Source organism: Alloalcanivorax venustensis, from assembly GCF_047495515.1.
Classification (GTDB): Bacteria; Pseudomonadota; Gammaproteobacteria; order Pseudomonadales; family Alcanivoracaceae; genus Alloalcanivorax; species Alloalcanivorax venustensis.
In genome coordinates this window covers 2,420,439-2,434,625 of record NZ_CP179934.1, presented here as the reverse complement: position 1 = coordinate 2,434,625, position 14,187 = coordinate 2,420,439, and the positions used below count along the sequence as shown (strand labels likewise).

13 protein-coding genes and 3 tRNA genes are annotated in these 14,187 nt (G+C 64.0%); all 16 read left to right on the top strand.

Features of this window, described 5'->3' with window-relative positions:
* Positions 1–10: 10 nt before the first annotated feature.
* The 16 genes from pgsA to gspK all read left to right on the top strand — a co-directional run bounded on the left by pgsA (position 11) and on the right by gspK (position 14,187).
* Complete coding sequence (pgsA, locus tag ACMG4O_RS11410; RefSeq protein WP_142948774.1) at positions 11–628, top strand: CDP-diacylglycerol--glycerol-3-phosphate 3-phosphatidyltransferase; 618 nt, start codon at positions 11–13, stop codon at positions 626–628.
* Positions 629–767: 139 nt separating this feature from the next.
* Positions 768–843, top strand: a tRNA-Gly gene (locus ACMG4O_RS11405).
* 50 nt (positions 844–893) lie between these two features.
* Positions 894–967 (top strand) — tRNA-Cys (locus ACMG4O_RS11400).
* A gap of 41 nt (positions 968–1,008) precedes the next feature.
* A tRNA-Leu gene (locus tag ACMG4O_RS11395) sits at positions 1,009–1,095 on the top strand.
* Positions 1,096–1,250: 155 nt separating this feature from the next.
* The gene (locus ACMG4O_RS11390) at positions 1,251–4,928 is read left to right on the top strand and encodes a response regulator (protein ID WP_335628894.1); all 3,678 of its coding nucleotides are present in this window, start codon (positions 1,251–1,253) and stop codon (positions 4,926–4,928) included.
* 11 nt (positions 4,929–4,939) lie between these two features.
* Positions 4,940–5,803 carry a CheR family methyltransferase gene (locus tag ACMG4O_RS11385; protein ID WP_142948772.1) on the top strand — a complete coding sequence of 288 codons (864 nt, stop codon included), beginning with the start codon at positions 4,940–4,942 and terminating at the stop codon, positions 5,801–5,803.
* 25 nt (positions 5,804–5,828) lie between these two features.
* Complete coding sequence (locus ACMG4O_RS11380) at positions 5,829–6,299, top strand: response regulator (protein WP_067612917.1); 471 nt, start codon at positions 5,829–5,831, stop codon at positions 6,297–6,299.
* The gene (locus tag ACMG4O_RS11375; protein WP_335628893.1) at positions 6,300–6,914 is read left to right on the top strand and encodes a chemotaxis protein CheB; all 615 of its coding nucleotides are present in this window, start codon (positions 6,300–6,302) and stop codon (positions 6,912–6,914) included.
* Entirely contained in the window at positions 6,883–7,998 is a 1,116-nt protein-coding gene (locus ACMG4O_RS11370) for a response regulator (RefSeq protein ID WP_214011645.1), read from the top strand. The genes ACMG4O_RS11375 and ACMG4O_RS11370 overlap by 32 nt, the downstream gene beginning before the upstream one ends.
* Before the next feature lie 3 nt (positions 7,999–8,001).
* Positions 8,002–9,513, top strand: a complete 1,512-nt coding sequence (gene gspE, locus ACMG4O_RS11365) for a type II secretion system ATPase GspE (protein WP_142948770.1) — start codon at positions 8,002–8,004, stop codon at positions 9,511–9,513.
* A complete protein-coding gene (gene gspF / locus ACMG4O_RS11360) occupies positions 9,513–10,736 on the top strand; it encodes a type II secretion system inner membrane protein GspF (RefSeq protein WP_414433814.1) in 1,224 nt (407 codons plus the stop codon). Before gspE ends, gspF begins: the two co-directional genes overlap by 1 nt.
* Before the next feature lie 74 nt (positions 10,737–10,810).
* Positions 10,811–11,242: a type II secretion system major pseudopilin GspG gene (gspG, locus tag ACMG4O_RS11355; protein WP_194856019.1), complete on the top strand. Its 432-nt coding sequence runs from the start codon at positions 10,811–10,813 to the stop codon at positions 11,240–11,242.
* Positions 11,242–11,976, top strand: coding sequence for a type II secretion system protein (locus ACMG4O_RS11350; RefSeq protein ID WP_414433813.1), 735 nt, complete (start codon positions 11,242–11,244; stop codon positions 11,974–11,976). Before gspG ends, ACMG4O_RS11350 begins: the two co-directional genes overlap by 1 nt.
* 2 nt (positions 11,977–11,978) lie before the next feature.
* On the top strand, positions 11,979–12,452 hold the full coding sequence (gene gspI, locus ACMG4O_RS11345; RefSeq protein ID WP_142948766.1) for a type II secretion system minor pseudopilin GspI: 474 nt from the start codon (positions 11,979–11,981) through the stop codon (positions 12,450–12,452).
* Positions 12,452–13,093: a type II secretion system minor pseudopilin GspJ gene (gspJ, locus tag ACMG4O_RS11340; protein WP_142948765.1), complete on the top strand. Its 642-nt coding sequence runs from the start codon at positions 12,452–12,454 to the stop codon at positions 13,091–13,093. Before gspI ends, gspJ begins: the two co-directional genes overlap by 1 nt.
* A complete protein-coding gene (gspK, locus tag ACMG4O_RS11335; RefSeq protein WP_335628890.1) occupies positions 13,081–14,187 on the top strand; it encodes a type II secretion system minor pseudopilin GspK in 1,107 nt (368 codons plus the stop codon). Before gspJ ends, gspK begins: the two co-directional genes overlap by 13 nt.

Sequence of the window (14,187 nt, the reverse complement as noted above, 5' to 3'; positions counted from 1 at the left end):
GAAGTTGTCCATGTCCAAGCACGCTCCCATTCTCAACCTGCCCAACATTCTCACGCTTATCCGGGTGGCTGCCATTCCGGTGCTGGTGGCGGTGTTCTACCTGCCTTTCTGGTGGAGCGATCTGCTCGCCGCGGCGCTGTTTCTGGCCGCCGGCCTGACCGACTGGCTGGACGGCTACCTGGCTCGGCGTCTCGGCCAGACCAGCCCGTTCGGGGCGTTTCTGGACCCGGTGGCGGACAAATTGATCGTGGCGGTGGCCCTGGTGATGCTGGTGCAGACCCACGCCAGCGTCTGGTTCGCGGTGCCGGCGATGGTGATCGTGTCCCGGGAAATCACCGTGTCCGCGTTGCGTGAGTGGATGGCGGAGCTGGGCGAGCGCGCCAAGGTGGCGGTCAGTTCGATCGGCAAGATCAAAACGGTTACCCAGATGGTGGCGATCACGTTGTTGCTGGCGCTCAAGCCGGAGCACAGCGCGGACAACCTCACCATTGTCATGACGCCGGGGCTGTGGCTGGCTTACGGCTGTTTGTACCTGGCCACCGCGCTGACGCTGTGGTCCATGTTCTCCTATCTGCGCGCGGCGGTGCCGCAATTCACTAACCCGGGCGGCGACCGCGACGGCTCGTGAACGGGGCGGGTTGAGTGCCCGGCACGACTGCGCAAAGTTTGTCCAAGATATTGAATCGGCAGCAAAAACAGTCTTGACAGAGACCCGCGCTCGGGTAGAATGCGGCTTCGCGTTCGGGGCAACCCGGCGCTGGAAAAAAGCGGGAATAGCTCAGCTGGTAGAGCACAACCTTGCCAAGGTTGGGGTCGCGAGTTCGAATCTCGTTTCCCGCTCCAGATTTCCAACCTCGGCCCAAGCCGGGGTTTTTTGTTCGTACAGGTTTAACGGCGCGGTGGCAGAGTGGTTATGCAGCGGACTGCAACTCCGTATACGCCGGTTCGATTCCGACCCGCGCCTCCATTCCCAGGCCTGCATCTGTTGTGTAAAGTTCGGCATGACCTGCGGGTATGGTGAAATTGGTAGACACAAGAGACTTAAAATCTCTCGGCCTTATGGCTGTGCCGGTTCGAGTCCGGCTACCCGCACCAACTTCTCCCTTCCGGTTCCTCCCTTCGCCTTTTATTGCCGCCTTGAATCGCTTTCTGGTACTTTAATGCTTTAGTCTTATTCCTGCGGGAAAGCACGAATACCGGGGCAATAGCATAACGCCATAACAAACCTCGGATTCAGGGGGAAACGGTTAATGACTGGGTTTCAGCATCTGTCCGTGCGGCTGAAGATTTTGTCCGTGGCGGGCTTGGGGATCTTCCTGTTCCTCGCTTACTTCTTGTACAGCTACTACATCGCGGAAACCAATATTGATCATCTGCGCCAGGTGGAGAGCCACGACTTTCCGGTGCTGGAACTGGTCAACGCCAACAATGTGGAATTCCTGGCGATCAGCGATGCCTTCGACGACGCCATCAGCCAGGCGGACGCCGGGCTGCTGGACGAGGCCCGGGAACGCTCCGACCGTTTCCTGGAACGCCTCGGCGATATCGAGCGTCTCGACCCCACCCTGAGCGCGCCGGTGGACGATTTGCGCTCCGCCTTTATCACCTACATCACCGTCGCCAACGACACCGCCGCCGGGCTGGTCGAAAATCCCGGCGCGCGGGTCGATAGCTACGAAGCGCTCACCGAGATGCAGCGCCTGGAGCAGCAGTACACCGACGAGCACGGCGCCTTCGAGCAACAGCGATATCAGAGCTTCCGCGATAACCTCAACGCCAGCCGCGAAGACAATAAAAGCACTCAGTTGATCGGCCTGGCCCTGGGCAGCGTGGCGTTCACGCTGCTCGGCTTGATCGCCCTGCGCGTCACCCGGTCCATTACCCGCCCCCTGGAAGACGCCATGGGCGCCGCGGACAGCATCGCCAGCGGCAACTGGGACACCGAGATCCGCAGCGACAGCCGTGACGAAACCGGCCACCTGATCCGCGCCATCCGCAAAATGCGCGACACCCTGAAAGCGCGCACCGACGAGGACCGGCGTCAGGAGCAGCTGAAAAACCAGCTGTCCGAACTCAACGCCCTGATGCGCGGTGATCTGAGCATCGAACAGCTGGGCAACAATCTTCTCTCCTATGTGGTGCCCACCCTGGAAGCCCAGGTCGGCGCCTTCTATACCTTCGACACCGACAGCGAAACCCTGCGCCTTTCCAGCGCCTACGCCATGCAGCGGCGCAAGCAGCTGGCCAACGAATTCCGTCTGGGCGAATCCCTGGTCGGGCAGAGCGCGCTGGAAAAGAAAACCATTATTCTCGAGCAGGTGCCCGAGGAGTACATGCTGGTGGGCTCCGGCACCGGCAACGCGGCACCGCGCAACGTCATGGTGCTGCCGATTCTTCACGACGATGAATTGAAAGGCGTGCTGGAAGTGGGCGCCTTTCAGTCGTTTTCCGAGTCCGACACCGCCTTCCTGGAGCAGGGCGCCGCCCTGATCGGCGTGGCCCTGCACAGCGCCCAGAACCGGCTGCGGCTGGCCGGCATGCTGGAGCAGACCCAGCAGCAGGCGCGCGCGCTGGAAGCGCAGAAAGAAGAGATGGCCCAGGTCAATCAGGACCTGGAAGAGCAGGCCATGGAGCTGTCCGCCTCCGAATCGCGCCTTCAGCAACAGCAGGAAGAACTGAAAGCGATCAACGAGGAACTGGAGTCGCAAACCCAGGCCCTGCGTGCCTCGGAGGAGTCCCTGCAGGCCCAGCAGGAAGAGCTGCGCGTCACCAACGAGGAACTGGAAGCCCAGGCCAAGGTGCTCGGCGAACAGAAAGCGGAAATGGGGCAGAAGAACAAGGAACTGGAGCTGCTGCACCAGGAGCTGGAGGACAAGATCAAGGAGCTGGAGCTGTCCTCGAAGTACAAGTCCGAATTCCTCTCCACCATGTCCCACGAGCTGCGCACGCCGCTGAACTCGATTCTGATTCTGTCCAACGCCCTGGGGCAGAACAAAAAGGGCAACCTGGACGACAAGCAGGTGGAGCACGCCCAGGTGATCCATTCCGCCGGCGCCGACCTGCTGTCACTGATCAACGACATTCTGGATATTTCCAAGATCGAGGAAGGCAAGATGGACGTGATGGTGGACGCCATCGCGCCGTCGGAGCTGTGCGATCACTTCCAACGCCACTTCAGCCATATCGCCGAGAACCGCAACGTGGCCTTCCACGTGGCCCGCGGCGAGGGGCTGCCGGCCAGTTTCTATACCGACCGTCAGCGGCTCGAGCAGATTCTCAAGAACCTGCTCTCCAACGCGCTCAAATTCACCGACGACGGCTCGGTGACCTTGAGCATCGAGCGCCCCGGCGAGGACGAGCGCATTCCCGGCCGCATGGACCGTGCCAGCACGCTTAAATTCGCGGTCACCGACACCGGCGTGGGCATCCCCGAGGACAAGCAAAAGCTGATCTTCGAGGCCTTCCAGCAGGCCGACGGCACCACCAGCCGCAAATACGGCGGCACCGGCCTGGGGCTGACCATCTCGCGGGAGCTGGCGCGTCTGCTGGGCGGCGAAATCAGCCTGCACAGCGACGGCCCCGGCACCGGCGCCACCTTCATGCTCTACCTGCCCGAAGGCCATGCCGGGCAGGGCGAGCAAGCGGACGACGGGGCGGCGCCGGCGGAACCGGTGGACATCGGCGCCAACGCCGAGGCGCACACCGCCGCCGATCTGCCGCTGGAAGGCCAGGACGACGACGGCTTCGTGGTCCGCGAAAAGACCGTGCTGGTGGTCGAGGACGACGGCGAGTTCGCCAACGTACTGGTGGACCTGGCGGCGGATTACGGCCTGGAAAGCCATATCTGCCATGACGGTGAAACCGGTCTCGAGTACGCGCGCCGCTACCGGCCCAGCGCCATTATTCTCGATATCGGGCTGCCCGGCATCGACGGCTGGGAGGTGATGGAGAAGCTCAAGGCGGACGCCCGCACCCAGGATATTCCGGTGCACTTTCTGTCCGGCAAGGACGAGCGCAAGAAGGCGCTCGATCTGGGCGCCATCGACTTCCTCGCCAAGCCGGTCAGCCAGGAGCAGATGCTCAGCGCCTTCGCCAAGATCGAGACCGCCATCGAGACCAATGTGCGGCGCCTGCTGGTGGTGGAGGACAGCGCCATCCAGCATGAAAGCATCCGCGAGCTGTTCGACCAGAAGGGTGTGCAGATCACCGCCGTCACCAGCGGCGAGGCGGCCTTGAAAGCCCTCGGTGAAACCGTCTACGACTGCATGATTCTGGACCTGACCCTGCCGGACATGAGCGGCTTCGAACTGCTCGAGCGGCTGCACGGCAACGACGCCTACGAGGCGGTGCCGGTGGTGATCTACACCGGCAAGGACCTGACCCGCGACGAGGAAGCGCGGCTGCGCAAGTACGCCGACCGCATCATCCTCAAGACCGAACGCTCCCACGAACGGCTGCTCAACGAGGCGTCGCTGTTCCTGCACTGGCTGGAGTCCACTTTGCCCGCCCACCGGCGCGGCAACCCGGAGCTGATCGAACACCGCGATGACATTTTCGAGGGCAAGAAGCTGCTGCTGGTGGACGACGACATGCGCAATATCTATGCGCTGTCCGCCCAGCTGGAAGAGCTGGGCTTCGATATCCACCTCGCCAACAACGGCCGCGAAGCCCTGGAAGCGCTGGACGAAAGCCCGGACTTCGACATTGTCCTGATGGACATCATGATGCCGGAAATGGACGGCTACGAAGCGATGGCGCATATCCGCAGCCAGCCGCGCTTCGCGGCGCTGCCGGTGCTGGCGCTGACCGCCAAGGCGATGAAGGACGACCGCGCCAAGTGCCTGGACGCCGGCGCCAACGATTACTGCTCCAAACCCATCGACATGAGCAAGCTGACCTCGCTGATGCGGGTCTGGCTGCATAAATAGGAGTGCCCGCAGTGGAACCGCAGCCGGCGATCAGCGATGAACAGGTGCAAGTGGAGGATATCGAGATCCGGCTGCTGCTGGAGGCGATCTACCAGCTCTACGGCTACGATTTCCGCTCCTACAGCCCGGCCTCCATGCGCCGGCGCATCATGCACCGGCTCACCATGTCCGGCTTTTCCACGGTGCTGGAGATGACCGACCGGGTGCTGCGCGACCGGCAGTTCTTCGTCACGCTGCTCAACGACCTCACCGTCAACGTCACCGAGATGTTCCGCGACCCGGAATTCTACAAGGCGTTCCGCGAGGAAGTGGTGCCGGTGCTGAAAACCTTTCCGTTCATCAAGATCTGGCACGCGGGTTGCTCCACCGGCGAGGAAATCTACTCAATGGCCATTCTTCTTGAGGAAGAGGGGCTCTACGAGCGCGCCATGCTGTACGCCACGGACATCGACAAGAACGTTCTGGCGGCGGCCAAGAAAGGCATCTATCCGATCCATGCGTTCAAGCAGTACACGGACAATTACCGCCGCGCCGGTGGCCGTCAGTCGCTCAGTGACTACGCCACCGCCCGCTATGACAGCGTCATCATGGAGCAACGCCTGAAACGCAATATCGTGTTCGCCGATCATGATCTGGCCACTGATCAGGTGTTCGGTGAAATGCATGTGATACTCTGCCGCAACGTTTTGATTTACTTTGACCGGCCCCTGCAACAGCGCGTGTTCAAGCTGTTCGGAGAAAGCCTGGATATGGGCGGCTTTCTGTGCCTGGGCACCAAGGAAAGTCTGCGTTTCAGCGGCAATGAAGAGTCGTTCGACGTGGTCAATCGATCACTGCGGATTTTCCGTAAAAGACAAATGCGTCCCAACGCATAACAGACACGCTTAATCGAGAATAATGATGATCGAGCAGAAACTGCTGTTGGTTGATGATCAACCCGCCAACCTGGTCTCCCTGGAAGCGATTCTGGAGGATGAGGGGCGCACGCTGTTGAAGGCCGAGTCCGGCCAGGAAGCGCTCAAAATTCTGCTCAAGGAAGACGTCTCCCTGGTGCTTCTGGATGTGCAGATGCCCGGCATGGACGGCTTCGAGGTGGCGGAATTGATGCGTCAGCGCAAGGACACCCAGACCATCCCCATTATCTTCGTCACGGCGATCAGCAAAGAGAAGAAATACGTGTTCAAGGGCTATCAGGCGGGCGCCGTGGACTATCTGTTCAAACCGCTGGACCCGCTGATCCTCAAGAGCAAGGTGAATTTTTTCCTGGAGCTGGACCGGCAGCGCCGCGAGCTGCAGGTGAAACTCAAGGAGGCCCAGGCGCACCGGGCCGCCTATGAGGCGGAGAAGCGCAATCGCGGCCAGGGGGAGTAAGTGCCCGGCGCGACGCCCGTTAAAGCGGTCGTTATGGGGGCATCCTGGGGTGGCTTGAACGCCTATTCCTCGGTGCTCGCCAGCTTGCCTGAAGGCTTTCCCGCGGCCATCATGTTGGTCCAGCACCAGAACGCCAGCACCGAGAACAGGCTGGCCTGGCTGCTGGCCCGCTACAGCCGGCTGCCGGTGGTGGCACCGGAAGACAAAGAGCGCATCCGGCCCGGGCACGTCTATGTGGCGCCGCCCGGCTACCATATGCTGGTGGACGCGGACGAAACCATTGCGTTGTCCATGTACCGGGCGGTGCATTTCTCCCGGCCGTCGATTGACGAGTTGTTCTTTTCGGCGGGCCACGTGTATGGCAAAAAGGTGATCGGGGTGATCCTCACCGGCGCCAACGAAGACGGCTCCGAGGGTCTCGACTATATACGCCGCCGCGGCGGGCTGACCCTGGCTCAGTCGCCGCAGAGCTGCGAGGCGCCGGCCATGCCGGAAGCGGCAATAACAAAGGGATCGGTGCGGGAAGTGCTGGATCTGGAACGCATCGGCCCGTATCTGGCGGAATTCTTGATTGGGTTGCGAGATGAAAAAACAGAACATCCTGGTCGTCGATGATCACCGGGAGAACCTGATCGCCATGGAGGCGTTGCTGGAGGCCGAGGACCGCAACCTGGTCATGGCCGGCTCCGGCAACGAAGCCCTGGCGTTGGCGCTCAAGCACGATTTCGCGCTGGTCCTGCTCGACGTACAGATGCCGGAGATGGACGGCTTCGAGGTGGCGCAGCTGATGCGCCAGAACCGGAAGACTCGGCACATCCCGATTATCTTCGTCACCGCCATTTCCAAGGAACAGAAGTACGTGTTCGAGGGCTACCGGCACGGCGCCGTGGACTATTTGTTCAAGCCCGTCGATGAACAGATTCTCGATGCCAAGGTCAATGTGTTTATGGAGCTGGACCGCCAGCGGCGTAAGCTGCAGCAGGCGGTGGTGCAGATGAAGCGCCTCAAGGACGAGAATGAGCGCCTCCTGCACGCCCTCGGCGAGTCGGTGGTGGGCGCCGACGCCGACGGCCTGGTGACCTTTTGCAACGAATCCGCCTGCGCCCTGCTCAACGTGGAGCGCGACACCCTGCTGGGCACGCCGGTGACGCCGCTGCTGTTCGGCCAGGGGGAATGGCGGGATTCGCCGGTTCTGGCCCGCTGCGCCGAGGGGCGGCACTGGGAAGACGACCTGGATGTGTACCCGTCGGGCGACGACGAGCCGGTGCCGCTGCGGGTGCACGCCAACCCGGTGCTGCGCGAGGGCGGCGAGTTCACCGGGGTGGTGTTCATGCTGCGGCCGCGGGATGAGGAGGCCGGCGACGACCGCCGCGAACGCCGCCGTCACCCGCGCAAGCGTATGTTCCATGAACTGGTGGTGTTCGACCGCAGCACCGGTGGTAACGTGGGCCGGCTGACCAATTTAAGCGTCGGCGGCTTCAAGCTGTCATTGCGGCGGGACGTGGCGCCCAGTGAGCAGCTTCAGTTGGGGATGGTGCTTCCGGACCAGATCGGCGGCGTCAACACGATGAGCTTCAACGCCAGGGTGGTGTGGAGCGAGGCACTGGACGAGCCGGGGGAATACCACGCCGGTTTTCAGTTCCTGGATCTCTCCGACAGCAACGGCGAGATCGTGGAAATACTTATGGAAAGGTATTGATGTATGAGTGAAGCAGTCATGGAGCAGTCCGAGCTGCCGGAAGTGGGCGACGGCCCGCTGCTGTTGCCCTACGGCTACGCCCGCCGGTTCGGTGTGCTGCTGCGGGAAAAAGACGGCCGGCGTGAACTCTGTTGCCGCGACGACGTGTCGCTGTCGGCGGTGGCCGAGGTGCAGCGCTGGCTGGGTGGGCTGCCCGCCATCGTGCGGCTGGACGACGGCGCCTTCAGCGCCGCCATGGCGATCACCTACGAGCAGCAGCGCGGCGCCGCCGCCGAGGCCGCCGACAACCTGGAAGGCCTGGACCTGGCCAGCCTGGCGGACTCGCTGCCGGAGACCTCGGACCTGCTGGAGCAGGAAGACGATGCCCCCATCATCCGGCTGATCAACGCCCTGTTCCAGGAAGCGATCCGCGAGGACGCCTCCGACATTCACATCGAAACCTTCGAACGCCGCCTGGTGGTACGCATGCGGGTGGACGGGGTGCTGCGCGAGGTGCTCACCCCCAAACGCGAGCTGGCGCCGCTGCTGGTGTCGCGGATCAAGGTAATGGCGCGCCTGGACATCGCCGAGAAGCGGATCCCCCAGGACGGCCGCATCTCCCTGCGCCTGGGCGGCCGGGACGTGGACGTGCGGGTCTCCACCATGCCTTCCAGCAACGGCGAGCGGGTGGTGCTGCGTCTGCTCGACAAGCAGGCCGGCCGCCTGCAGGTCTCCCATCTGGGCATGGGCGACGTCTGCGACCAGCACATGCGCGAGCTGATCCACAAGCCGCACGGCATCATCCTGGTCACCGGCCCCACCGGTTCCGGTAAGACCACCACGTTGTATGCCTCGCTGACCGAGCTCAACGACAGCACCCGCAACATCCTCACCGTGGAAGACCCGATCGAATACCAGCTGGAGGGCATCGGCCAGACCCAGGTGAACACCAAGGTGGACATGACCTTCGCCCGCGGTCTGCGCGCCATTCTTCGCCAGGACCCGGACGTGGTGATGGTGGGCGAGATCCGCGACCTGGAAACCGCCGAGATCGCGGTGCAGGCGTCCCTCACCGGTCACCTGGTACTGTCCACCCTGCACACCAACACCGCGGTGGGCGCGGTGACCCGGCTGCAGGACATGGGCATCGAGTCGTTCCTGCTTTCAAGCTCGCTGCTCGGGGCCCTGGCCCAGCGCCTGGTGCGGGTGCTGTGTCCGGACTGCAAGCGTCCCTACCAGCCCAGTGAAAGCGAACGCCGCATGCTCGGCCTGGCCCCGGACCAGGACGTGACCCTGTACCACCCGGAGGGCTGCGAGACCTGTAACAACCAGGGCTACCGGGGCCGTACCGGCATCTACGAGCTGGTGATCATCGACGACGCCATGCGCGAACTGATCCACGAACGCGCCGGCGAGCTGGAGATCACGCGGCACGCCCGCAAGCTGACCCCCAGCATCCGCGAGGACGGCTGGCGCAAGGTGCTGGCCGGCGACACCAGCATCGAAGAAGTACTGCGCGTCACCAAGGAAGACTGATGCCCGCTTTTGAATTCCGCTCCCTGGATCACCGGGGCAAAGTAAAACGTGGCACCCTGGAGGCGGACAGCGCCCGCCATGTGCGCCAGCAGCTGCGCGGCAAGGGTTGGGTGCCGCTGGAGGTGTCCGAGGCCAAGGACCACCAGTCCGGGGGCGGTCTGTCGGCGCGCCTGTCCGGCACCGGCAAGCTCAAGGGCGGCGAACAGGCGCTGATCACCCGGCAGATGGCCACTCTGTTGAAATCCGGCCTGCCGGTGGAGCAGGCCCTGGGCGCGGTGGCCAAGCAGGCCGGCAACCCGCGCGTGGAAAAAATCGTCATGGCGGTGCGCGGCAAGGTGCTGGAGGGCTTCAGCCTGGCGCGGGCGCTGGCCGAATACCCGCGCGCCTTCCCGGAAATGTACCGCGCCACCGTAGCGGCCGGCGAGCAGAGCGGCCACCTGGAGCAGGTGCTGGAACAGCTCGCCGACTACCTGGAAACCCGCGACGACACCGGCCGCTCGGTCAGCCAGGCGATGATTTACCCGGCCTTCATCATGATCTTCTCGGCGTTGGTGATAGGCTTCCTGATGGCGTTCGTGGTGCCCAAGATGGTGGCCGTGTTCGACAACCGGGAGCAGGCCATGCCCTTTATCACCGTGGCGGTGATCGCGCTCAGCGATTTCGTGCGCGCCTGGGGCTGGCTGCTGGCGCTGGTGGTGGTGGGCGCCGTGGTGGCGTTTTCCCGCGCCATGCGCGAGCCGTCGTTCAAAATGCGCGTTCACCGCCGGTTGGCGGCGCTGCCGCTGATCGGCACCATGATGCGGGCCTCCGACAGCGCCCGGCTGGCCAGCACCCTGGGCATTCTCGGGCGCTCCGGCGTGCCGCTGGTGGATGCCCTGTTCATCGCCGCCCAGGTGGTGGGCAACCTGGCGATCCGCGAGGCGGTGGTGACCGCCGCCGCCCGGGTGCGCGAGGGCGGCAGCCTGAGCCGGGCCCTGGAAACCAGCGGCTATTTCCCGCCCATGCTGGTGCAGATGATCGCCAGCGGCGAGACCAGCGGCGAGCTCGACAACATGCTCACCCGGGCGGCGGATTACCAGGAACGGGAACTCACCAGCACGGTCCAAACCATGGTGGGGTTGCTGGGCCCGCTGATGCTGTTGACCATGGCCGGGTTCGTGATTCTCATTGTTCTGGCGGTGATGCTGCCGATCATGCAGATGAACAATTTCATGGCGGGCTGACCCGCCGGCAAGAAGAAAAAGCGCAATCCCCAAAAACAAGGAAGTGACTTCCAGACAACACGAAAAGGTGTCTCATGAAAAAGATGCAACGCACCCAGAGCGGTTTCACGCTGCTGGAAATCATGGTGGTGGTGGCCATTATCGGTCTGCTCGCCGCGATGATCGTGCCCAATGTGATCGGGCAGGGGGAACAGGCCAAGGTGGACATCGCCAAGACCAATATGTCGCGGGTGGTCCAGCAGCTTGATATGTACAAGTTCAACAACGGCACTTACCCGTCCACCGAAGAGGGCCTCAACGCCCTGGTGGAACGCTCCGCATCGGCGCGCAAGTGGCCCGAGGGCGGTTACCTGCCGAGCGTGCCGGAAGATCCCTGGGGCAACGAGTATGTGTACATCAGCCCCGGCGTGGACGGCCCCTTCGACCTGTATTCGCTGGGCGCCGACGGCGCGGAAGGCGGCGAGGGCACCGACGCGGACATCAGCTGGCGCGATAGCGACAACTGATGTGGCGGGCCGGGCCTGACGCCAAGCCGCGCGGCCGCCGCCAAAGTGGCTTCACCCTGCTGGAAATCCTGGTGGTGGTGGGGCTGGTGGCGATGCTGTCCCTGGCGGTGCTGGTGGTGCCGGTGTGGGTCGACGACCAGCGCCAGCTGGACAGCGAAAGCGCCAGCCTCGCCGACACCCTCATCATGCTCAACGAGCAGAGCCTGTTCTCGGGGCGTCTGATGGCGCTCAGAGTCACGGAACGGGGCTGGACGCCGTTGACCTACGACGTCGGCGAGCGGGCCTTCGTGCCCGCCCAGGGCAACGGCCTGCAGGCCAACCGCCTGCCCGAGAGCCTGGAGCTCACCTGGCAGTACGACGACCTGCCCGACGACGAGGACGAAGAGCGGGTGTCCCTGCAGGACGCCGCCGAGCAGCTGGTCAGCGACGACCCGTTCGGCGGCGATGACCAGGGCCTGCTCGGCGACGACCGTGACGAACCGGAAAACGGACGGGACGAGGAGGAAGAGGACCAAGAGCCGCTGCCCCAGGTGTTCTTTTTCCCCAGCGGCGAGACCACGCCGATCACCTTCACGGTGCGCTCCCGGCAGGACCTGGACCTGGAAGCCCGCCGACAGATGACCGCCCTCGGCAAGGTACGCGACCCGGACCGGGACGAAGAAGAAGAGGCCCTGACCGCGCCGGATGAAAAGCCGGACGACAGCCTGATCGACGACGACTTTCTGGAGGATTGACCATGACCTCGCGCGGCCGGCAACACAGCCAGGCGGGCTTCACATTGGTGGAGGTGGTGCTCGCGGTAGCGGTGCTGGCGCTGGCCATGGTCACCCTGGGCCAGACGCTGGGCGCCAGCGCCGTGGCCTACCGCAATATCGACGACACCCGCCAGGCCTATCTGGTCGCCGCCGACAAGCTGGTGGAGATGCAGGTGTACCAGCAATGGCCCAACACCGGCACCAACGACGACCAGGTGACCCGCGGCGACCGCGAGTGGTGGGTGCGCACCACCATCAGTTCCGGGCCCTATCCGGACACCCGCCGGGTCGACATCGAAGTGGGCGAAATGCGCGACGATGACGAAGGCGATCTGGTCTACGAGCTGGCCAGCCTGATCGGCAAACCGGCCCAGGAGGGGCAGTCCCTCACCGGTGGCGAGCAGGGCGGCGGTGGTCAGCAGGGCGGCGGCGGCCAGGATATGACGGGGGGCTGATGCGCGATTCCAGGGCACGGCAGCCGGGGTTCACCCTGCTGGAAATGTTGATCACCATCGCCATCTTCGCGCTGATGTATGTGGTGGCGGTGGAATTTCTCAGCAGCGCCATGAACAACCGCGACACCCTCAGTGAGGGCGCCACCGAGCTGGAGGACGCCCAGCGCGCGGTCACCTACCTGACCCTGGATTTCGAACAGATGATCGCCCGGCCGGTGCGCGACCCCTACGGTGATCCGCAACCGGCCCTGATCGGCAACGACAACTACGTGGAATTCACCCGCCTGGGCTGGGCCAACCCCTTCGCGCTGCGCCGCCGCAGCGAAATGCAGCGCGTGGTCTACGCCTTCGAGGACGAAAAGCTCTACCGCCGCTACTGGCCGGTGCTGGACACCAACGTGGCCACCGAATTCCAGGAAGACGTGCTGCTCGACGGCGTCGCCGACTTCAAGGTCCGTTATCTTGACCAGGCGCAGACCGGCGAAGTGGGCTGGCTGGAATTCTGGCCCGAGCCGGCCCTCGCCAACACGCCGGTGTGGCAGCAGCGGTTGCCGAAAAGCGTGGAAATCGACATCGAAATGGAAGACGGGCAAACCCTGCACCGCTACTTCCGCACGGTGGTGAACCCATGGGCGTCCTGATCGCACACCCGCGCAGCGGCGGGCGGCGCCGCCAGCAGGGCATGGCGCTGATCATCGTGTTGATGCTGTTCGCGATCCTGGCGGCGGTGACCACCGAGGTGATGTTCCGCCAGGACCGCTTCCGGGTGCGCACCGAGAACCTGCTCGAGTGGGACAAGCGCTACCAGTACGCCATGGCCGCCGAGGTGGTGGCGGTGCAGGGGCTGATCGACGACCTGGACGAAGACCGCCGCACCAACCAGCAACTGGACGAATGCATTGAAGAGCAGTGGGCCGTGCAGCTGACGCCCACGCCCTACGAGGACGCCATTCTCAGCGCCAGCGTTCAGGACCTGCAGGGACGCTTTAACCTGAACTGGCTGGTGGAGGCCAACGGCGCCGGCTTCACCCGCGACGACGAGGCCCGGGATATGTTGCAACGGCTGTTGCAGCAGACCCTGCCGGACCCGGGCAAGGCGAGCATCCTCGCCAACGAGATGACCGACTGGATCGACAGCAACAACATCGTCGACGCCGTGGAAGGCGCGGAAGACGCGGAATACCGCCTCAGCCGCACGCCCAACATGCCGGTGGCCCATGAAAGCGAAATGCGGGCGCTGCGCAGCTTCGAGGTGGAGGACCTGTTTCCGGACCCCACCGCCTGGGGGCTGTTCACCGCCTTGCCCAGCGACACGGCGCTGAACGTGAACACCGCGCCGTTGCCGGTGCTGGACGCGGTGCTCGGGCCGCTGGCCGGCTCCGACGCCGCCGAAGCGGTGGTGTCGCTGCGCCAGGAAGAGCCCATCGAGGACATCGGCACCCTGATGCAGCAGGAGCCGTTCAGCAGCCTGGACGCGGATCAAAAGCAGGCCCTGAGCGACCGTCTCGGGGTCGCCAGCGAGTACTTCCAGGTGATGGTGGACGTGGAAGTGGCCGGCAATCTCAGCCGTCTGGTCAGCCGGGTGCGGCGCTCCGCCGGCGGCGGCGCGGACGGCACCCGGGTGTACAGCCGCCAGGTGAAGCCGCTGCTGTCGCCGCTCGAACCCGCCTGCAATCCCTTTTACAATGCGGGCGATGACAACAACAATGTGATAGACAGTATTCCAGGGACGTAA